Annotated in this window: 16 protein-coding genes and 1 pseudogene; 11 read left to right on the top strand and 6 right to left on the bottom strand. The window is 64.8% G+C overall.

All coding sequences use genetic code 11. The features are described from left to right. Positions 1–2: 2 nt before the first annotated feature. From dpdJ to dpdD, 3 genes are read left to right on the top strand one after another with little or no spacing between them, the layout of a single operon-like run. A complete protein-coding gene (dpdJ, locus tag FGD71_RS30240) occupies positions 3–4481 on the top strand; it encodes a protein DpdJ (RefSeq protein WP_240436844.1) in 4479 nt (1492 codons plus the stop codon). Beyond that, the gene (gene dpdK, locus FGD71_RS30235; RefSeq protein ID WP_140935978.1) at positions 4478–5005 is read left to right on the top strand and encodes a phospholipase D-like domain-containing protein DpdK; all 528 of its coding nucleotides are present in this window, start codon (positions 4478–4480) and stop codon (positions 5003–5005) included. The genes dpdJ and dpdK overlap by 4 nt, the downstream gene beginning before the upstream one ends. Continuing rightward, a complete protein-coding gene (gene dpdD / locus FGD71_RS30230) occupies positions 4995–7031 on the top strand; it encodes a protein DpdD (RefSeq protein WP_140935977.1) in 2037 nt (678 codons plus the stop codon). The genes dpdK and dpdD overlap by 11 nt, the downstream gene beginning before the upstream one ends. 122 nt (positions 7032–7153) lie before the next feature. Here the strand turns inward: dpdD and dbpB (FGD71_RS30225) are convergent, their stop codons facing one another. From dbpB (FGD71_RS30225) to FGD71_RS30210, 4 genes are read right to left on the bottom strand one after another with little or no spacing between them, the layout of a single operon-like run. Beyond that, positions 7154–8257, bottom strand: coding sequence for a DGQHR domain-containing protein DpdB (dbpB, locus tag FGD71_RS30225; protein ID WP_119103719.1), 1104 nt, complete (start codon positions 8255–8257; stop codon positions 7154–7156). A 45-nt stretch (positions 8258–8302) separates the two neighbouring features. After that, entirely contained in the window at positions 8303–9523 is a 1221-nt protein-coding gene (gene dpdA / locus FGD71_RS30220) for a tRNA-guanine transglycosylase DpdA (protein ID WP_119103718.1), read from the bottom strand. Then, positions 9520–10653, bottom strand: a complete 1134-nt coding sequence (gene dbpB, locus FGD71_RS30215; protein WP_119103717.1) for a DGQHR domain-containing protein DpdB — start codon at positions 10651–10653, stop codon at positions 9520–9522. Before dbpB (FGD71_RS30215) ends, dpdA begins: the two co-directional genes overlap by 4 nt. Continuing rightward, positions 10650–11543, bottom strand: coding sequence for a hypothetical protein (locus FGD71_RS30210; RefSeq protein WP_119103716.1), 894 nt, complete (start codon positions 11541–11543; stop codon positions 10650–10652). The genes dbpB (FGD71_RS30215) and FGD71_RS30210 overlap by 4 nt, the downstream gene beginning before the upstream one ends. 114 nt (positions 11544–11657) lie before the next feature. Here FGD71_RS30210 and queC point away from each other — a divergent pair, with 114 nt between their 5' ends. The 4 genes from queC to FGD71_RS30190 are packed head-to-tail and all read left to right on the top strand — an operon-like array spanning position 11658 to position 14114. Then, a complete protein-coding gene (gene queC, locus FGD71_RS30205) occupies positions 11658–12350 on the top strand; it encodes a 7-cyano-7-deazaguanine synthase QueC (RefSeq protein WP_119103715.1) in 693 nt (230 codons plus the stop codon). Positions 12351–12352: 2 nt separating this feature from the next. Next, the gene (queE, locus tag FGD71_RS30200) at positions 12353–12988 is read left to right on the top strand and encodes a 7-carboxy-7-deazaguanine synthase (RefSeq protein WP_119103714.1); all 636 of its coding nucleotides are present in this window, start codon (positions 12353–12355) and stop codon (positions 12986–12988) included. Further along, the gene (gene queD, locus FGD71_RS30195; RefSeq protein ID WP_119103713.1) at positions 12989–13345 is read left to right on the top strand and encodes a 6-carboxytetrahydropterin synthase QueD; all 357 of its coding nucleotides are present in this window, start codon (positions 12989–12991) and stop codon (positions 13343–13345) included. A 1-nt stretch (position 13346) separates the two neighbouring features. After that, positions 13347–14114: a GTP cyclohydrolase I FolE2 gene (locus FGD71_RS30190; protein WP_119103712.1), complete on the top strand. Its 768-nt coding sequence runs from the start codon at positions 13347–13349 to the stop codon at positions 14112–14114. 399 nt (positions 14115–14513) lie between these two features. Here FGD71_RS30190 and FGD71_RS30185 read toward each other — a convergent pair whose 3' ends face one another. Both FGD71_RS30185 and FGD71_RS30180 read right to left on the bottom strand, forming a co-directional pair. After that, positions 14514–15686: a serine hydrolase domain-containing protein gene (locus FGD71_RS30185; RefSeq protein WP_119103711.1), complete on the bottom strand. Its 1173-nt coding sequence runs from the start codon at positions 15684–15686 to the stop codon at positions 14514–14516. A 73-nt stretch (positions 15687–15759) separates the two neighbouring features. Continuing rightward, on the bottom strand, positions 15760–17103 hold the full coding sequence (locus FGD71_RS30180; protein WP_119103710.1) for an NsdA family TPR-like regulatory protein: 1344 nt from the start codon (positions 17101–17103) through the stop codon (positions 15760–15762). A 253-nt stretch (positions 17104–17356) separates the two neighbouring features. Here FGD71_RS30180 and FGD71_RS47580 point away from each other — a divergent pair, with 253 nt between their 5' ends. From FGD71_RS47580 to FGD71_RS47570, 4 genes and pseudogenes are all read left to right on the top strand, one after another. Further along, a complete protein-coding gene (locus FGD71_RS47580; protein ID WP_240436843.1) occupies positions 17357–17848 on the top strand; it encodes an ATP-binding protein in 492 nt (163 codons plus the stop codon). A 351-nt stretch (positions 17849–18199) separates the two neighbouring features. After that, positions 18200–18367 (top strand): hypothetical protein, encoded by a 168-nt coding sequence (locus tag FGD71_RS47575; protein ID WP_162931265.1) that lies wholly within the window; start codon positions 18200–18202, stop codon positions 18365–18367. A gap of 87 nt (positions 18368–18454) precedes the next feature. Beyond that, positions 18455–19399: pseudogene (locus FGD71_RS30165) on the top strand (JmjC domain-containing protein); the annotation flags it as partial. 817 nt (positions 19400–20216) lie between these two features. Continuing rightward, the gene (locus FGD71_RS47570; protein ID WP_162931264.1) at positions 20217–20360 is read left to right on the top strand and encodes a hypothetical protein; all 144 of its coding nucleotides are present in this window, start codon (positions 20217–20219) and stop codon (positions 20358–20360) included. Positions 20361–20378 lie beyond the last annotated feature (18 nt).

Genomic DNA, 20378 nt, shown 5'->3' with positions numbered 1-20378 from the left:
CTGTGGCACCCACGACACTGCGCCGCACCGTCCTGGGCGAGGCTCTCACTGCCCTGGAGAACCAGGAACTGCCCCTACTCTCTTGGGGCGTCACAGACGGCATGCTCTCCGAGGAAGAGGTGGTGGACGCTCTCTGGTCGGTAATCGAGAAGAACGAGGACGCCGCGTCGCTGTTCTCCGACGCCGACCAATTGAAGGATGCGCTGCTGAACCAGCAGCTTCTCTTCCGCGTGCCTTACGGCGGGCCCGGGCGGTACCGCACCAGGTTCGCCGAAGGGGTTCGACTGACTGCCTCCTTGCGGCAGATCTTCGGCCCGAGGCCGGGTGCGCAACTACAGCCGAACTGGTGGGAGATGGGTCGGCCCTTGGTTGCCGACTACCGTCTGCATGTCTCCGAGCGCCGCTATCCGAAGCGTGACGTCGCGGCCGCCAAGGCGATCGCCGAAATGACGGTGACGCCGGGGTGGACGGAGACCCACTCCAAGGTCGCCGGGGTGCTGATCGGTTCTTACTTGCTCTCGCGCTTCCAGGTCGACGCCACCAAGGCAGTCACCAATTCCTTGGCCTATGGAGATTCGCGTGGCGTCGTGGTAGGTGCCGGCACGGGCAGCGGCAAGACCCTCGCGTTCTATCTTCCGGCGTTCGCCGCCATGGCCAACGACAAGCGCAAGACGGTACATACACTGGCGCTCTACCCGCGGATTGAACTGCTTCGCGACCAGTTGCGCGATGCGATCAAGAATGCCCTTGAACTCAAGCAGCGAGGCCTGCCCAGCCCTCGGATCGGCGTGCTCTACGGGCGTACACCGCCCAGTGCCGATGATGTTGCCGGAGGGACGTACGAATGGGCAGGACACGGAGGAGCCCGCGTCTGTCCATATCTGACGTGCCCCACGGGAGACGGCGGCGCCATGCTTTGGTCTGACGCGGACAGGGCCCGGCGCTCTGAGGTGCTGCGGTGTTCCGTGTGCCGGCGGGAGATACCCGATGGCCTCCTGTCCCTGTCGCGGGAGTCGATCAACGGCCTTCCGCCCAAACTGCTCTTCACAACGACCGAGATGCTCAACCGCAACAGTGCTGGGTCGAAGTTGAGTAGGACCCTCGGCTGGACGGACGATGGCCCCCGTGTGGTCCTGCTCGACGAGGTACACACGTACTCCGGCTCTACGGGCGCGCAAACTGCCTTGCTGCTCCGACGCTGGCGTCACGCTCGCCGTGGTCGGGTCACCTTCGTTGGGCTCAGCGCCACCCTGCGTCAGGCCGACCGTTTCATGGCGGAACTTGTTGGATTGCCTGCGGAAAGCGTCACCCTCATCGAGCCCCACAGTGAGGACATGGAGGCAGAGGGGCGCGAGTACCACCTGGCGCTCCGCGGCGACCCGTTGTCGGGTACGAGTCTCCTGTCTACGACGATTCAGACGGCGATGCTCCATGGGCGCCTACTCGACAGGAATCGTCCTCCGAGGACGACACTCCACGGAACCAAGGGGTTCCTCTTTACGGACGACTTGGACGTCACCAACCGATTGTATGACGACCTCCGGGACGCGGAAGGAGGGCAGTACGGAAAGAGCCGCAGAAAGCCGGGTTCCGCGGTGCTGGCTGCTCTGCGTTCCATGGACCTTCCTGCGGAAGAAAATCGTTACCTCACGGGTCAGTCCTGGAACCTTCCGGAGCAGATCGGGCACAACCTAAGTTCCGATCTCAGCGAGAGGCCTTTGAGGATCGGCCGGACTTCGTCCCAGGATGCCGGCGTAGACGCGGATGCCGATCTTGTCGTCGCGACGGCCTCTCTCGAGGTCGGCTTCAATGATCCCAATGTCGGACTGGTGGTCCAGCATAAGGCGCCGCGCGACCCGGCCTCCTTCCTTCAGCGCCGGGGGCGAGCCGGTCGTGAGAGGGGCACTCGACCGCTCACCATTGTTGCCCTGTCTGACTTCGGGAGGGACCGGCTCGCCTACCAGGGGTACGAGTCTCTCTTCGCTCCGGAGGTAACGGCTCGCACCTTGCCTGTAAACAACCGCCACATCATCAAGATCCAAGGTGCTCAGGCATTCGTTGATTGGCTCGGAGGCCGCCTCCGTAGCCGGAAACTGTGGGTCAGTGCACGGACGTTGCTGACCGGGAACACTCAACCAGACTTTGCTGCATCACAGTTGCCGGAAGCTAGGCAAGCGGTTGTTGAGGATTTGGAGAAGCTCCTTGACGGGGACGATGCCCTCCTGCACTCCCTGGCCCGCCATCTACGAGGCGCGCTGAGCCTCAGCACCGACGAAGTGCAGGCACTGCTGTGGGAGCAGCCGCGGTCCCTCTTGTTGGCAGTAGCCCCCACGCTCTTGCGGCGTCTCTACGCCGGCGCATCGCCCATACACAAGGATCCTGGCACGGAGCGGCGGGCCTTCCTGCCCGAATTCGTCACAACCTCGCTCTTCGCTCCGCTGAATCTGCCAGAGGTGAGCTTCACGCTCCCCTTCGCTACTTCCGACGATGACGAGGACAAACTGCCCGTAGGCCGAGCCCTCCGTGAGGCTGTGCCTGGCCGCGTCAGCCGCCGATTCGGGTATCGCGATGATCGCCACCGTACGTGGCTGGAGGTACCCACCACGGTTCGTGACGCGGTGATCGATCTGAGCGACATTCTCCATGCGACCGAACCGCAGGGCCGCTGGGACACCGGTCTTGCGGAGGTGAAGACGGTTGCGGTCACTCGCCCGCGACGGATAAAGCTCGCTCAGCCGGACAAGGAGATCGCAACCTCCTCCCAGGGCACTCCCTTGTGGGCAACCCAGTTCGTGGACAACCCTGCGGGTCCTCCCATTGCCGCGGACGTGCCCAAGGTCCCCGAATGGCGGGACCGTGTGCTCTCCGTCGGATTTGCCGTTCACGCCTCGGGGAACCCCACCGAGGTGCGTCGCATGACCTACGGCGCTCTGGCTGAAGTGATCAAGGGCACGCCGGGAAAGCGGCATAAGGTTGCGATCGGCTATGTCCATGAGGGTGAGAAAGCAGCCATGGGCTTCTCCTCCTCCGTCGACGCGGCTCAGATTCAGGTCAAGCCGCTGGACTTGTCCCTGCCGAGCGTAGTGGCGCATCTGAACTCTCCGCAGTGGCGTTCCAAGGCATTCATGAACACTGTCATGGAAGACAAGCGAATAGCTGAAGCGACCAATTCTTTCCAGCGTGGGTGGCTGACCTTGGTCTACCTCTCCGCCTTCGCACTGGAGGGGCTCGAAGGTAAGAAGCCTCAGGCTATTCACGCTGAACTGTCATTGGGTGCTTGGCGCGGCAGTATTACGCAGGTAATTCCGCTGCTCTACAGGCAGGATCCGTCGGCCTCACCCACGGGCGCCGGCGGTCCCGCAGATCGCGTCATCAGTGACCTGCAGGCGCTCAGTCAGAATCCTGACGTCATCACGGTGCTTGACGAAGCGGGCTCACTGCTGTTCGGCGAGAAACTCCATGCCCGCACGGTCGGCCTCGCCCGGCGCGCCTATCTGGACACCTTGGCCGCAGCGGTCCTGGAGGCGGTCACACGAGCCTGTCCCGACGCCCGGGAGCAGGACCTGACGCTCGACGTGGTGCCCGGTGCAGGCTCCGTGCCGGATCAGATTTGGATCAGCGAGACTTCCGAGGGCGGGCTCGGAGTCTTGGAGAAGTTGGCGGAGACGTACGGGCACGATCCTGCCCGGTTCTGGAGCCTGGTGAGCGCGGCTCTCCGTCCCAACAGCTTCGAGCAGACCGATGCACGACTCAGCAGGCTGCTCCACCAGGTGGTGGAGACCAAGCCGTATGGTGATCTCGCTCAGGCAATGAACCAGATGCGTAGTGCGTCTTCGGCGCACGAGAGCCAGGACGCTCTGGACCGCATAAAGTCAGCCTGGGCCGAGTTGGACGGTGCGCCTCGACACCGCGATGTCGCGTCTCTCGCGACGCGCCTACTGAGGCGCGGCTCCGACAGCCTCACGGACGCGACGGCCCTTGAACTCCTGAAGGCCTGGGACCAGTTGGAAGAGGCAACTGGGATTGAGGTCGACTCGAGAGTCATTGCTTATGCCGTCGGCACCGGCAAGGTGCAACTGCCTCGAAAGATCAGCCCCGACCAAGCTTTCAGTATGCTCTGGCCGCGAGGTGATCAGGCACGGAACTACCACCTGGACTCCTACCAGCCGTACCGTGCGGTCGACAACCCGCAGATCCTGGACCGGCTTCTGGCAGCCGCCGTGCACACGGAAGCTTGGCCGCGCATCGATGCCATGTCGTCGGACTGGCAGAGCAGCTATGCCCAGTTGCTCTCCTCGCATCCTGCAGTCGAAGTGGTCGTTCCTCTCGACCGGCCTGATCTGCTCCGTCATGTCCTGCTGACTATCCCTGCTCTGCGAGTGGACCGTGGGGACCTGAAGCTGTTCGGCGAGGTGACACACGTGCACAGGGACAGCCGCAAGGTCGTCGTCAAAGCCGTCATCAAGGAGTCCGAGCAGTGACTGTCCCTTCTCGTACGCTCCGCACGAATGGGCGCAGTGCCCTGCGTGCGGACTCCCTGATTCGGACGGCGCTGCTTGCTCAACTGGCGGCACCGGGCGGTGAGGTCTGGCTGGTGTCTGCGTGGGTCAGCGATGTGGACCTCGTCGACAACGCCGACTGCTCCTTCGACTACCTGTTGGGTGAAGACCCTCCGGTGCAGTGCCGACTGTCCGACCTCCTCCTGATGCTGGCCAGGAGTGGCACCGCCGTCCGAGTGGTGACACAGGGCACTCAGGCGAACACGATCTTCCTGGAGCGTCTCGCTCTGGGCCGTGACGAGCGTACGGATCTAGAGGTGTTCCTGGACGACAACGTTCACGAGAAGAGCCTGGTAGGCCCGGGATGGATGTTCAACGGCTCCATGAACTTCACCCGTAACGGCCTTGCCCGGAACAAGGAGCAGATCAGCTATGCGTTGGACGAACAGGCGGCGGCGCAGGCAGTGATGGATTACCAGCATGAATGGATGGCACGTGGCGTCTGAGGCAGAAGTGGCGGCACAGGCTGTCAGCACGCGGGAGTTCGTAGATTGCTTCCTTCATTCGGCGCACAATGTGGCAGGTCGCTATCCCCGGGGAGTCAACCTGCTGCGGACTGCAGCGATCAACCATCGCAAATCGCCTATGGTGCTGCCCTGGCTCGACGAGCAGAGTCAGCGAATGGCGTATTACGTGATTCCCCGACAGAGTGAGCACCTGACGTCTGTCCGTGACCTTCTGGTGGCTTTTGTCGGACCCTCCCTTGCAAAGCCCGGTTACGACATGCCCGCGGCCCTCGACAAGTCTCACGAGGCCCCGATTCGAGAGCGCTCCGGCCAGGGGAGCACGTTCATCGTCCAGGCGCCCACAGATAAAGAGGAACGGCAGCGGCTGAGGTCGGCCTTGGAGCGCATGGTGACGGCGGTGGAGCGGAGCCCCGAGCGGGGATGGTCGGCTCCCAAGCCCTTGGGGCGTCTCCTGGCAGACTTCCAAGCGGCTCTCCTCAGCGGTGCGCCGCAGGCCGGAGAGGCGCTCCTTCAGCAGATCGACCGGCAAGGCGGTCTCTCACCGGCCAACGTCAAGCACTTGAAGATCAGGCTTCTGACCGCCCAAGGCAGAGCGAAGGATGTCCTCGCTTTGCCGGGGCTCCGAGAAGTGCTGCTCCAGGACCCGCCTGTTCCAGTGAAGGAGATGGTGCTGTCGGCCCTCTTCACAGCGCACGTCGAGCCTGCGCTTGCTGAAGGGGACATAACCGGCGCATTAGAAGCTCTAAAGGCATCCCACAGCCTCTCGTTGTTGGCAGATGGAGACCTGCTGACATTCAGTGACCAGGCGGTGATGGTGCTGCTCGTCGGTATGCACGGACGAGGTGATGCAGAGGAACTCTCCCGCAGCATCGCTCTGCTCGACGCCGAGGGCCGTGGGGACACCGTCCCTGACGAGTTGGCCTCGCATCGCCGCCAGTTCGTGGAAGCGGACACCGCGGCAGCGGAACTTGCTGAGCCCAGGTCGGCAACCACAGTGGAGCCCAAGCCCGAAGACGCGCCAGCCAAGGTGCCGCTCAACACCTGGGGAGACATAGTCAGGGCTATCGCCCAGGGCGACAAGGAAGTCTTCGAGCTGTGTCGCAGGATGGACGTCCGCCGAAGCGACGCCCCGATCCAGTTGGAGGCGGTCTCCGACGCGGAAATGGCAGGCATTCTTGCCCACCTCAACGACTCCGAGTACGAAGCCGTATGGCAGTACGGACTCGGGCCGTTCCTGCAGGAACTCACCCGCTCAGAGGTCTTCTATCCGCAGACGCTGACTACAGTCATGCGAAGCATCGTGAACCAGCGCTGCGACCCCGCGAACCTCGCCGTCCTGGACCTCCTTCTGGAGCTGTTCCTCCGCACCGCTCCGAACGCCCAGGAGTACAGCGAATTCCTGGAACAAATGAGCGTCGGCTTCGACCAGTGGGTGGCACCGGAGACAGCCGGTCAAGCTCTCGACTTCGTCGACCGACTGGCGGCCTTTGCTTCACCGGTGCCAGAGGCCCGTGTTCAGACGGCCCAACTGCTGCTGGGTCCCCTCTGCGCCCATGCGCGGCGCCTCGATGAGGCGTATCTCTCCACGGCCCGCTCCCTCAGCGATGAGCTTGGCCTGGGACTGGGATGGCCGGAACGAGCCTCATCAGAAAGCGACGAGGATCCGCCGACTGTAGGAGCGGCGCAGATCCTCGTTTACGGTTTGGATGAAGGCGTACTCCAGCGCGTCCAGAACCGCATCATCCAGCAGTTCCCCCAAGTGAAGGTCGTGCTCTCAGCAGAGAAGGTCGCGTCTCGGCACCTGAAAGACGCAGCACGCAACTCGGATTTCAGTGTGATGATCACGCAGTGTGCCGCACATGCGGCTACCCACTGTATCGGACAGTACGCCAAAGAAGTCGTGTATCCCCGGGGTGCAGGTTCGGCATCCGTAGCTCATGCAGCCATCAGCGCCTTGCACGACCTGGCAGCCCGGCAGCAGCATTCTCAACGGCGACGGCAGTGAGGTCTCGGGCGCAGACTTGAAAAAATGCCATCGGCAAAGACGTGAGTCGGGAGCCCGCGAATTCAGAGAAAGCCATCATGACGGTGGGCCTTCCTCTTGTGGGAAGGCCCACCGAGCGCTGGCTATCCGCGGATTGTGCGCACGAGCAGATTGGTCAGCAGACGTACATCGTTTGGCGTGTTCTGAAGCCCATTCCAGCGGCGCTGGTCGCCGTCGGGGAATCGCCACATGCCTGACGTCCAGGAGCAGATCGGCATCAAGCTTGCGATGGATGCACGGAGTTCGTCCGAGTCGACCTCCTCGGCAGGCGTGCCCTCGGTTAGAGCGTCCATTACGAAGCCCATAGCCTGGATTCCTACGCCGTGGGTCAGGCGGGATTGGCGGGGTGGCAGACGCCAGGCGTCGGAGAATGTCTCTCTGACGATGTTCCAGTACGACCGCAGGTGCAGCAGCATCCGGTCGATGTCGCCGGAGCCGTCCTCCGGATTGCGGTACTGGTACAGCGCACCCTCGAAGAGGCTGTGCTCCAGCATCTTGAGGATGCTGTTGTCCTTGATATTGCCCAGCGGTGAGGTCGGGCTCTGAATGCGTCCGTAGAAGGGTCCGTTCTTGTCGATGTTGAGGCTGGTCATCAGCCGCGCCGGGAGGCGCCGCTTGGCGTAGGCCGGCGGGAGCTGCCCGACCGTCTCCGGAAGCAGTTCGTGGATTAGCCCCTTGGGCAGAGGCTTGGTCGAGTTGACGAGGATGAACTGGGAGCGCTGGTCTTCCTGGTTATCGGCGATGAAACCAACCGCGGCCACCGGGAACTCGGCCACGTCGGCATCCCTGATTGCCGCACTGCGCTGCTGGCCGTCGACCAGCCAGGCAGGCTTGTCGCTCTCGTCCATCGTCTCCGAGTAGCGGATCTCCAACTCTCCAGGCGTAGAAGGAGCATCGGGGGAGGCCATGCGCTGGCTCGGGATGAACTTCACCGACGGGTCGAAGGCGAGAACCAGGGCGTTGGGCAGCATCGCGCCGTCCGACTCCAGGTAGCGGCGGATCGAGCGGATGTGACTCAGCACCTCTGGGCGCTGGTAGCCGTGCAGACCCGCGTCCTCGTCCCTGCGCACACGCGAGACCGCCGTGAATCGGTGCAGTTTCTTGCCGTCCACGGCAAAGCAGTAGATCCGGCGGCTCCCCTGGCGGAGTTCAAGGGCGGGAAGTCGCAGGGTGTGGTCATCGGCCACCGTGTCTCCTCGTGCAGGTTCGGACGCTGTCCAATGGGGCTTTTGTCAGGCGAAGTTGAGCGAGCGCATTTTTGTCTCGAGTATGGACAGGTTGTGGAAGCCGCGGCGCTTGTTGCGCTCGGTTCCGCGGAAAATGGCGATCTCGACGCCGTGCTCTCGACAAAGGGCGCAAGGGCAGTCCTTCCAAGGGGCCCCGCGCAGCGTGCGCTCGTAGGCAGAGAGGTAGCTCTTCTTCTTCGGACCGAGGATGAGAGCTTCGTATTCCTTTATGGCGGTAAGGACTTCTTCGACGCTTACGTTCCCATTGCCATAGCCCCGCAGGGCGCGAAGGCATGCGCGCTCGCCGGCGATGGCATCGGCCTGTGAGACCGTTCCGGAGAGAATCATGCGCTTGAGGGCTGGATTACCGTCCACCTGCGGGACCCGGATCGCGGTGTAGGAGTCGGTCGCCGTGTGGTAGTTATTCCGGTCGTCCATGAAGGCCTGGCGAAACGCTGAAGTGCTGTCGAAACTCGTCACGCCCAGCCGAGCGAACTGTTCCATGCTTTCAACGCGGTTGACACCCAGGAGATGAAGGTCCACGCCCCTCCGGTGGACCTCTGAGATGGCCTCGAGGCATGCGAGGATCTCGTGTGACTTGAGGGGGACCATGCCTCCAAGGGCGATGCGCTGGTACCCCATCTCCTGCAACTTGGCGACGCTGTGTGCGTAGCTCTGCGGGCCCCATCCCTGGGCTGCACCGACGGGCTGGAACTTCTCTCCGCGCCGTCGTGTCTCGTCGAGGAACTCTTGCGCCAGCCGGAGTGAGATCTCCTGCCGCTTGACCCAGGCAGGGTCGGGTTCCTGGCTGGAGCCGCTGGGGATGTAGCCGAAGATGATGTGGTCGATGCTCACGCCCGCATCGAAGCCGCACGTCTCGTAGAAGCTGACCACTTCGTCGACGGTGTAGGGCGGGATTTCCTCGTTGATGTAGTTAAAGGCCCCGCAGTCGCCCAGGGTCTCCATGTCCTCGTTCAACCGGAAAAATTGGCGGACACCCAGGCGGTACAAGCGTTCGCGTTGCGGAGTGGAGTACTTCCCAGCACCCTTGACCGAGCCATCAATGATGGCCTTGCTCACCAGGATTCCGTCGTACGGAATGGGCGTGACGATCTCGTGGGCGTAGACGTCATCGCGCTGGCGCACCCGGTACGGAGAGTATTCATCGTTGATGAAGTCATAGGTCGGGCTGACCAGGTCCTGACTGTCAGGAAAATAGAATTTCAAGAGGCGTTCGCCTTTTCCTGTACGTAAGTGCGGAGGAGGAAGTTTGAGAGAGTGCTGATGTGGCGAGGGTTGTTCTGGAGTTCATTCCAGGGGATGTTCAGGTCTGGCCAGCGCCCACGCGTCCAGCGGCAATGCGGCTCGATCAGTTCGAGCTCAGCTTTTGCCTCCTTCACCGCCAAGGGAGATGAAGGGGAGATGTTCATCATCACTCGATCCATCAGGCGTCCCATTGATCTGATCCCCACGCCGTGCATCAGGCGGCTCTTGGTCGGAGGCAGCCCCCAGGCGTCCGGGAAGGTCTCGCGAACCGCCGACCAGTAGGTGACAAGGATGGAGCGGATCGTTGCTGTGTCCACCGTGCCGTTGGTTAGGTTCTTGTACGGGGAGAAGACCCCAGCCGGCAGGTTCAGTGACTCCTGGATGGCCAGCATCAGGCTGTTGTCTGCGACGACCGTGGAAGTCTTCTGCTTGGCAGCAGTAGAAGCGCGACGAATCAGTCCGCGGAAAGGGGAGTCCCTGTCCTGGTTCAGTGCTTCTACGAGGGCCGAAGGCAGTTTGCGTGCCGAGAGCTTCGTGGGCAGTGCTGTCCCGACCTCGGGCAGCAACTCGGAGACGAGGTTCGTCGGCAAGGGGGAGACGGTGTTCACCCGCAGGAACTGGTCACGCTGGGTCTCAAGATCCTCTGCAACGAACGCCGCAACCGTTACCGCCAGACGGGAGTTGCGTGTACGCGCCAGCGCGAGGCTGCGCTGCTGGCCGTCCACGATCCACGCGGGCCGGGGACCGTCCGGAGTATCCGGAAGGGGGATCTCCAGAGTGCCGCTGGTGCACAGCCCGTCCGAACTCGCCGGACCGGGACTTGACCGGAAACGAACGGTGTTAGGTAGAGCGAGGATCAACCCGTTGGGGAAGAGGACCTCATCGCGGTCCAGGTACTCAAGAATCTGCCGGACGTGCTGCTTCTTTTCGGGACGCTGGTAGCCGATCAATCGCCCGGCTTCGTCTCGGGAGATCCTGGCGACATCTGCGACCTGGCTGACCTCTTCGGCAGCAAGCGCGAACATGTACAGCGGAATGGTGGGATGTTGCTCGACGCGGAGAGCGCGTCGCTTAAGAACATGTGCAGTCATTGGTTCTTCCCCACCGTTGCGGCGTAGAGATCGGCGAAGCGCTTCTGTTCGCAGGCCAGCCCCTGATCCCGCAACATGCGTAGCAGACGGGTGCGCGAGTGGACGGGATTTTGGGCAACGCTCTCCCGGATGAAGGAGATGACCCTCTCGTCGGTCATCGGAGCGCGGTGGTAGCGCTCCTTCTTGGATGCCTGTGCGACCCAGTCGTTCCATGCCGCACTTGTGTCGGGCTGAGTGAGGCGAGCACCCGAGCAGTGCTCGAGCCACCAGGCAGCCATCCGCACATTGAGGCTGGTGAGGGTCCCTCCGAGCGCGCTACGCAGCGAGCCGTCAGCGGGGAGCCGTGTCAGGCCTGGAAGATCACGCGCGCCACCGATGAGGAGCGCCTCGCCGCCTATGGCGGCTAGCGCCTGCAGTTCCGTCTCTATGGCAGCGGCGTACACCTCGGAGAGGACGAGGAGTATCGGACCCTTGCAGGCGAGGTCCGTCAACCGGGAGGCGCCACGTTCCTCCTGGAGGTGGTGCCACCAGGTGCCGCGTTCGTCGAAGGTGCCGCCCACCGAATCCTCGTGCCGAGAAGTGAAAGTGGCTGCATAGGCAGGAGCGGAGGCTGATACTGGTTGCAGCCCCAGTCCGGCTGAAGCGACCCACAGTTCGGCGGTGAAGCCGGCCTGTGCTGCGCTGGCGGGCAGCCGCAGAGAGCGAACCCAGTGGTCGCCCTTGTAGAGCTCCGTCAGGGGGCGAGGATCTGCGGCTGTGTCGAGGCGCCGCCCCCACTCGGCGACCCGCTCGGCCACGTCACCCTGAGGCAGGTTCCGTACGCGCAGCCGTTCGGCCGGAGGCGATGCCTTGCGATCGGTGCACGTCACCACGATGGAAAGTTGGCTCACCGTGGGGACTCCCGGGACTCGGTAACTCGGATCTGGTCAGGGTTACTGTAGCGTCTAGTTAGTGGGTTATAGATCAAGCGCCGCCACGGTGCTAACTACAAGGGGAGTATGAGCATGGATCGTTCCGCGATTGTGTTGCTGAGCGGGGGGCTGGACTCCACCACCGTGCTCGCCATCGCCAAGGGCCAGGGCTTCACCCCGTATGCCCTCAGCTTTCGGTACGGCCAGAGGCACAGCATCGAACTTGAAGCTGCGAAGCGGGTGGCCGAGGCGCAGGGCGTCGCTCGGCACGTGATCGCGGACATCGATCTCCGAGTGTTCGGTGGCTCCGCGCTGACGTCCGACATCGAGGTCCCTAAGCGGGAGAACGTGGACGAGGTCGAGGAGTCGATCCCCGTCACCTACGTACCGGCCCGCAACACGATCTTCCTCTCCTTCGCCCTTGCCTACGCTGAGGTCGTGGGCGCCAGCGACATCTTCACAGGCGTGACCGCGGTCGACTACAGCGGGTATCCGGACTGCCGTCCGGAGTACATGGACGCCTACGCCAAGATGGCCAACCTTGCCACCCGCGCGGGCGTCGAGGGAACCCAGGAGCTCAAGATCCACTCGCCGCTGATCGCCATGTCGAAGGCGGACATCGTGCGCGAAGGGCTGCGACTCGGTGTCGACTACTCCCTTACGTCGAGCTGCTACGACCCGGACGAGCAGGGGCGAGCCTGCGGGAAGTGTGACACCTGCCTGCTCCGCCTGAAGGGCTTTGCCGAGGCCGGTGTGACCGACCCCGTCCGGTACCAGGAAGCGTGAGCATGACCTATCTGGTCAAAGAGATCTTCTACACGCTCCAAGGAGAGGGGGCCCACGCGGGTCGGCCGGCCGTCTTCTGCCGCTTCTCGCGCTGCAACCTCTGGACCGGTCGCGAAAAGGACAGAGCAAGAGCGATCTGCCAGTTCTGCGACACGGACTTCGTGGGCACGGATGGCGAGGGCGGCGGGCGTTTCCCCACGGCCGAGGCACTTGCCGACGCGGTGGGAGCGACCTGGCCCTCTCAGGCCCAGGAACACCGCTTCGTCGTCTGCACGGGTGGGGAACCCTTGCTTCAGTTGGACAGCGAGGCTGTGTCTGCGCTGCACGACCGCGGCTTCGAGATCGCTGTGGAGACCAATGGCACCAGGCATGCCCCTGAGGGCATCGACTGGATCTGCGTGAGCCCGAAGATCGGCGCAGACCTTGTACTCACGAGTGGCGACGAACTGAAACTTGTCTATCCGCAGGTGGGCGGCGACCCGTCTCAGTTCGAAGGTCTCGACTTCCGGCACTTCCGTCTGCAGCCCATGGATGGTCCGGCCCGGGACGAGAACACACGTGCGGCGGTCGAGTACTGCATGAAGAACCCGCGCTGGACACTCTCTCTCCAGACGCACAAGTATCTGGGAATTCAGTAAATGGAAATCTTTCGCGAGTTCACGTTCGAAGCGGCACACCGTCTGCCCAACGTTCCCGAGGGGCACAAGTGTGCTCGGCTTCACGGGCACTCGTACAAGGTCATCGTCCACGTGGAGGGGGATGTTGACCCCGAGGCCGGCTGGGTCATGGACTTCGCGGACGTCAAGCGGGCCTTCAAGCCCATCGAGGCACAACTCGACCACTACTACCTCAACGAGATCGAAGGGTTGGAGAACCCGACCAGCGAGGTCCTGGCCAAGTGGATCTGGGAGAGGCTCGGGGGGGACCTGCCCACCCTGTCGGCCGTGACTGTCCGCGAGACCTGCACTTCTGGCTGCACATACCGGGGGGAATGACGTGCACGACATCCAGAACGAGCATGATCCACGCGGCATCGAGATCGACGAAGTCGGTATCTCAGGCGTCCGGTTCCCAACTTGCCTCGATGACGGGGCCGTTCGGCAGAATGGGATTGCCGAAGCTGCGGTCACGGTACGGCTCCAGGCCGATCGGCGTGGTACGCACATGAGCCGCATGGTCGCCCTGGTCCAGGACGAACTGGCAACACTGGATCCCCGGGACATGCCGCGAGTCCTGAAGGAGGGTGCAACTCTCCTCGATGCGCCGGCCATCACCGTAAGGATCAGCATGCCGTTCGCCCAGCGTGTGACGGCTCCGGCCAGCGGCAAGGGGTCCTGGCAGGTGCACGACCTCACAATCGAGGGGCGGTTGGCGGACGGTGAGGCCACTGTCGCTACGACGGTGAGGGCTGAAGTCACGAGCCTTTGCCCGTGCTCGAAGGCTATCTCTGACTACGGGGCGCACAACCAGCGCAGCGAGATCACGCTCAGCGTCACGGGTGACGGTGACGACCCCTACCCGTTGTCGGTGAACGAGGCCGTTGCCATCCTGCGCTCTGCCGGTTCAGCACCCATTGTGCCGCTTGTGAAGCGGCCGGACGAGCGCGTGCTCACGATGCAGGCTTTCGACCACCCGGTCTTCGTCGAGGACATGGCCCGCACCGTTTCCGCGGAGTGTCGTGCCAGGGGACTGTGCCACACCGTCGAGGTCCGGAACCTGGAGAGCATCCACAGTCACGACGCGGTCGCTATCGTCAGGGGCTGAGGCTTCGTAAAGTCTCCAACTTCCTTGTGATCCAAGAGGGTTCAGGCCTCTCCCTGGTCCCGCAGGCCGCTTGCCCCACCAGCCCAGTGCTGGTGGGGCGCGGCAGGCCCGCGGGCGTTGGCGGCCGACGGTCCGTCGAGGGCTGGGGGCGGGCGGCTGACTCGAGTCGGATGGGGCCGTCGATGGAGCCTATGTACACCATCGCTGCTGGTCAGCGTTTCCCCTCCTACCGAAGGACGACAGCCGTGAGGTGACCTGCCGCGGAGTGCCGCCGTGGGCTCCGACCGCCCGGACAGTGCCACAGTTACGGGCACCACAACGGCCGCCGATGGCACCTTGCGGGGTGGCGCAAGGCGGGACATGGCCAGGGCGGAAATGTGGTCCTCGGGTAACTGCCGTCTACGCCAGAGACCTTTGCACTGCCTCGACCAGTAACGTCGCACGCACATCCCCGGGGCCTCCGATGACGTGGTTCATCGCGTAGCCGAAGGCAATGCCGTGCTCCGGATCGGCGAAGCCCAGCGAGCCGCCTCGGCCGGTGTGGCCGAAAGAGCTTGGCCCGATCATCGGGTTGGTCTCAGTAGGCAGCATGTACCCGGAGCTGAATCGGCTCGCGATCAGCATCACCTGGTCCTTTCCGCTGGCCTGCTCCCTGGTTGCCACCGCCAGGGTTTCCGGTGTGAGCAGGCGCATACCGTCCACCTCGCCGATCAGCGAGGCATACATGCGCGCCAGTCCGCGTGCGGTGCCGACGCCGTTGGAGGCCGGGAGTTCCGCCGCCTGCACCTCGGGCGAGGCGAAGTCGATTTCGGCGGGGTCGGTGACCGCATACGCTCGGTTGCTGAACGAGTTCGGGTCGCGCCAAGCGGCAACCAGTTCGCGGAGATCCTCGGGAATCGACTCGGCTGGCACGGTGGTGAGGTCGACCTCGGGCCGCTGGTACACCATGCGGCTGACCCGGTCGCGTTCACCCGCGGGCAATCCGATGAAGAAGTCCAGCCCAAGGGGAGTTGCGATCTCGTCGGCGAAGAAGCGGCCCGGCATGCGGCCGGAAACCCGGCGGATCACCTCGCCGACAAGCCAGCCCCAGGTCCGACCGTGATACCCGTGCGCCGTGCCCGGAGTCCACAGGGGGCGCTGAGCAGCCAGTGCGGCCGTCATCGGATGCCAGGCCAACGCCTCGTTCAACGGAACCGGTTGGTCCAGCGCGATCAAGCCTGCCTGGTGGGACAGCAGCCAGCGCACCGGGATGTCCGCCTTGCCGTTCGCGGCAAACTGCGGCCAGTACTTCGCCACCGGCGCGTCCAGGTCCAGCGCACCGCGCTCAACCAGCATGTGTGTCGCGGTCGCGGTCGCCCCCTTGGTGGCCGAGTAGACCAGTTGCAGCGTGTCCCGCGTCCACCGACGATCGGTCTTGGGGTCGGCGACGCCACCCCACAGATCCACCACCGGTCGGCCGTGCTGGTACACGCACACCGCCGCGCCGATGTCCCCGTGCTGGGAGAAGTTCGCCGCGAACGCCTCACGCACCGGTTCGAATCCAGCCGCGACCTCACCGTCGATCGTCGTCATACCGTCCATCCTGGCATTCGGACCGACTACTCCGGCGGGGTGGGCTCGCCCTCGAAGTTCGAGAAGGTGCCTGTCAGGCTGCCATGGGCAGAGCTTGAAGGCGCTCCCGGAACTCACGCACAGCCGGGACGGAGTTGCGCGGTTCGAGCCGGGCGGAGAACTCCTTCAAGCGGTCGAGAGCCCGTACGGAGCTGACACTGTTCTCCAGGAGTCCGGCGCCGTAGTTCGCGGCGTCCAGCGCCCCTTCCAGGTCGCCACCGGCGAGCCGGGCCTCAGCCAAGCGACTGGACCGTACGGCCTTGTCCCGAGGCGCCGCGCTCTTCACGGAGGTCTCCAGGGAACCCGTCGCGCGCTCCACCTGCCCGGAGCGCAGCAGGACCTTGCCCTCCGTCGACTTCAGCTGGGCCTCGCCGAACCAGTCGAGCCAGTCCGTTTTCTCCTCCGCCGCGTGGCGCTCCCAGAGGGACACGGCACGGTTGAGCGCCGTTCCGGCTTTCCGGTGGTCGCCGTCGTGCGACAATGCCTCGGCCTTGTGCAGGTAGAGGAAGGACTGGGTGTACGGCGACAGCGTTCGAGGGGCGTTGTCGATGGCGGTCGAGATGAGGTCGACTCGCTCGGCGGTACGTCCGGCTTCGGAGACGTGAACGCCCATCTCCGCGAGGATGAAGGCGCCGAAGGCGTTGTCCCCAGAGGTGCGGGCGCTGCGCAGGGCTCCGACGTAGTACCGCTGGCCGGCGGACCGCAGCCCTGCGTCGTAGGCCATCCAGCCGGTCAGGTGCGACACCCGGGCCGCCAGGGCGTAGAGGCGGACGCGCACCTTGTCTGTGTACCGGCCGGCGCTCAGGAGACCGGTGACCAGGGCGAGATCGCCGCGTGCCTGCTCCAGGAGCCTGGCGCCTCCGAGTTGGTCGTCGAGGCTGCGGAGGGTGCTGATGCGCTGCTCGATCGTCGAGACCATCGCGTCCGTGACTTGGTCTCCGTTGAGGGCCGAGGCGAAGGCGGAGGGCGCGTCCACCCAGCTCGCCGCGAGGCTCGTCAGGGCGGCGCCGGTGATGGTGAGAAAGCCCCGGCGATCCATGCGGCCACTCCCCACGAGTTCGGACAACGCCTCAACGGTACCGGCCTCGGTCCACGGGGCGGCGAGCCCCGTCACCTCCCAGACCGGAAGCCACCGGGGCCATCCTTCCTCCCGCACCTGCTCGTACGGGACGCGCAGCAAGTCGGCGAGTACGCGCTGGGCATCCGCGTCCGGCTCCTGCCCCTGCTCCCACTTCCACACGGTCGTCCGGTTGGTCGCGAGCGGGATTCCGAGTGACCTCCCGTGTGCCTGCATGAGTCGGGCAAACTCGGCCTTCCCCCATCCGCGCATCTGGCGGAGGAAGCTCAGCGGGTGGACTGCCAACGGTTCACCAGGCACGTCATCACTCCCGTCATCCCCTCACGGCGTAGCGGGAAGACTACTCCGCGTGTCCGCGTACGGGGGTGGGTGTCCCCACGAGGAACCCCCTAGAAACGTGCCGCCGTGCGTGCGGGGGTCGTTGACTGAGTATCAGCCGTCCGCAGAGCACGCCCAGGGCGTCCGCTCCCGGAACGGCTCCTCAGATCGGCGACTCCGTCCCCGTTTCCCCGTCGGGATGGAGCCGCTCTCCAGCTCTTCGGAGGCGTCTGCCATGCCCACGCTCGTCCATCGGTTCGTCCTCGCGGGTACAGAAAGGGAGGTGCCCCTCGCCCGGCGCATAGTCGTCGACAAGGTGCGTGCGTGGGGCGTGCCGATGGACGAGGAGACAGCTGACTCCGTCCGCCTAGTCGCATCCGAGCTCATCACCAACGCTGTGGTCCATGGGGAGGGGCCCGTCACCGTGGCGCTGCACTACCGGCTCGGTCACCTGGTGATCGAGGTCCTCGACGCCAATCCCTCGGCTCCGCAGATGAGTTGTCCTCAAGCCGACGACGAGAGCGGGCGCGGACTGGCGCTGGTCGACCTTCTCGCTTCACGGTCTGACTGGGAGCCCTCCGGTCGTGGGAAGCGTGTATGGGCGGAGATCGCGCTTCCCACGGCGGCGCCTGCTATGCGAGCCGCCGTTCTGCGCAGGCTTTTCGCACTGTGGCCGAAGGGCGAGGGCGTAGCTGAGCCCGAGCCGCTTAGTCTGGCGGTCGAGTGATGGGACGGCACGCGTTACGAGCGACTCCGCTTCCTGACCCCGATGTGGTCTTCCGGCCTACCCGACGCGACATCGCCCCCGTCACAGGGGAGCCCAGTGCACGCGGTCCTCTCGCCTGCCATGCGTGTCTGTACGAGCTGGGCCAGCGCGTTCTGGAGACCAACATGCGCCAGGACACGGGCGCCTTGGCGATGAATAGCGGACCTGCCCGGTCGCGGGTGTAGGACCGCAGCTCGTCGCGACCTCCAATGACCGCCGACCCCCGGCAATGCGCATTTCCCGCAGCTGTGGGGCGGCCATCGACCTCCCGCCGGAGCCCTGGCGGGTGAACCGAAGAGGAAGGAGCACGAGGTGTCAGAGCGCACGGCACCGCCTCCGGCCCGGAGTGACCTCCTGGTGGCGGTGGAAGAGCTGACGGCCGTCCATGACCGGTACGACAGCCTCCGGTCGGACAACGCCGGGAGTTCCGGCGACGCGCCGTGGCCGGGCGGCGACGGCAACCTGCACGACAGCGAGTAGGCACCAAGCGGTGGGGGCCGGCGCGGTCGGCCGTGCCGGCCCCCACTGTGTCCGAACCACGTGGTCGAACTCATGGAGGACGCAGCGATGGAACACCGGTTGATCAGCGCCATCGAGACAGCGCTCGGATGGAGCGGCGCGGAGGAGTTGGGCAAGGGCTTCGTGCGGGGGAGCATGGGCGACTCCGCACTCGTCTCCCGCATCATGACTCCGAACCGCCTGCTCGACATCGCGATGCGCAGGAGCCTGAACCGCCCGCAGTTCCGATGCTTCCAGAAGGGCGAGGAGGTCCACCCGGCCATCTACTACACCGACAGCGTCAGTCCCCGGGGCCAGAGCATCCCCATGGTCAACATGCGTAGTGTGGGCAGGCTCCTGCGGGAAGGCGCGACGGTGATCCTGGACCAGGCCAACGTCTTCGATCCGACGATGGAAGTCGCGTGCCGGGCCTTGCAGTGGTGGTCCCGCGAGCGAGTCCAGGTCAACGCGTACCTGACGACGAACGATGCCGCCGGCTTCCCCCTGCACTGGGACGACCACGATGTCGTGATCGTCCAGCTCGCGGGTGATAAGGAGTGGGAGGTGCGCGCGGCCTCCCGCAAGGTCCCGATGTACCGGGACTCCGACCCCAACAACACCCCGAGCGATGAAATCATCTGGTCCGGCGTCATGCGGACCGGTGACGTCATGCACATCCCCCGAGGCCACTGGCACCAGGCGACTCGGACCGGCAGCGGCTCCGGCAAGAGCCTGCATGTGACCTTCGGCGTCACCAAGCGCACGGGAGCGAGCTGGTTTGCGTGGCTGGCCGACTGGTGCCGCGAGCGCGAGATCTTCCGTTACGACATCGACCGCTGGCACGGATCCGGCGGCGAGGCCCTGACCGCTGCTGCCGCTCAGCTGGTCGGCGAACGCTCCCCGGCCGACTTCCTGGCCGCGTACGAGCAGGAGACGATGCTGCCACGGCATGTGCCGTTCCTCGACATACTCGGGCCGCTCGACGCCGTTCCGTGGCATGTGGATTGCACGACCTCGGCGACTGCCGATACAGCAATCCGGCCGACTGGCGAAGCCAAGCCGCCCCATCGCGCGGCATGAGCAGACGGTGGCAGGGAGAGCGTGTTGCCGATCGGTAGAGAGATCAGTTGCGGATGACTGATCGGTGTCTCATGGTTCGCAGGTACCCGGCAGCACGCCGCAGCAGATCTCAATGCACGGCTGGCCCATGCGCGTGACGAGAGGAGCGTTGGCCGCACGCCCGGTACCACCTGGCCGCTGTCGCGGCCTATAGCGCTCGTGTCGGCGTATCGGTGGCATGGCCTGCCGGGCGAGGCGTTGGCCATGTCCGGATACCCGCCGCCGATCGGAGTCCAGTCCGATCGGTGGCCCGATCTGAGTCTGGGGGAGTGGCGCACTCGATCGATCGGTCGAGGGCGGTGCAGCCGCCCCAGCACCCCAACCCGGAATCTTTCTCGATCGGGACGAAGCCCAACCGAGGGGCTCGCTGTTGGCTCGCCACTGGCACGTTTCCCCCTCTACCTGCGGCGAGTTGCTCCTGATCGGCGCTCGATGCCAAAGAATCACGAACGGTGGATACGGCACCCTGCCATTCCGACGGAGGTTGAGACGGTGTCAAATGTGCCGCGCGGAATCTCTATTACGTGACGTCAGCATCAGAACTGGGCTGGGCCCCGTAGCCACCGGAGCGACCCTGAACCACCCCTCGCGTCCTCTCACCGACACGCCGGACGCCGGCCTTGACGACACGGCCGAGACGGAGCGTCCATGGACGCCGACCGCCAGCCGCACCCCGGGAAAGCCCTGCTCAGCCGAGGGACCGCGGCTGGTCGTGGAATACGTCGATGTCGACGGGGAGGACGCTCAGGCGCTGGCCCAGCGCCAAGGTGCCGCGATCCGGGAGGTGCTGGAGTGGCTGTACGCCCGCCACAGCGCCCCACCGGAAAGCGGACAGGCTGCAATCGGCCGGCCCTGAGCCTCCCCGCACATAACC

This window comes from Streptomyces sporangiiformans, from assembly GCF_005768555.2.
Taxonomy (GTDB): Bacteria; Actinomycetota; Actinomycetes; order Streptomycetales; family Streptomycetaceae; genus Streptomyces; species Streptomyces sporangiiformans.
The sequence above is the reverse complement of the archived record's forward strand: the minus strand, read 5'-3'. Positions and strand labels throughout refer to the sequence as shown.

Coding starts and splice junctions, on each gene's coding strand:
- FGD71_RS47580 (WP_240436843.1), top strand. CDS start 17,357: ATGCCCACGCTCGTCCATCGGTTCGTCCTCGCGGGTACAGAAAGGGAG.
- FGD71_RS30185 (WP_119103711.1), bottom strand. CDS start 15,686: ATGACGACGATCGACGGTGAGGTCGCGGCTGGATTCGAACCGGTGCGT.
- queE (WP_119103714.1), top strand. CDS start 12,353: ATGACCTATCTGGTCAAAGAGATCTTCTACACGCTCCAAGGAGAGGGG.
- queD (WP_119103713.1), top strand. CDS start 12,989: ATGGAAATCTTTCGCGAGTTCACGTTCGAAGCGGCACACCGTCTGCCC.
- queC (WP_119103715.1), top strand. CDS start 11,658: ATGGATCGTTCCGCGATTGTGTTGCTGAGCGGGGGGCTGGACTCCACC.
- dbpB (WP_119103717.1), bottom strand. CDS start 10,653: ATGACTGCACATGTTCTTAAGCGACGCGCTCTCCGCGTCGAGCAACAT.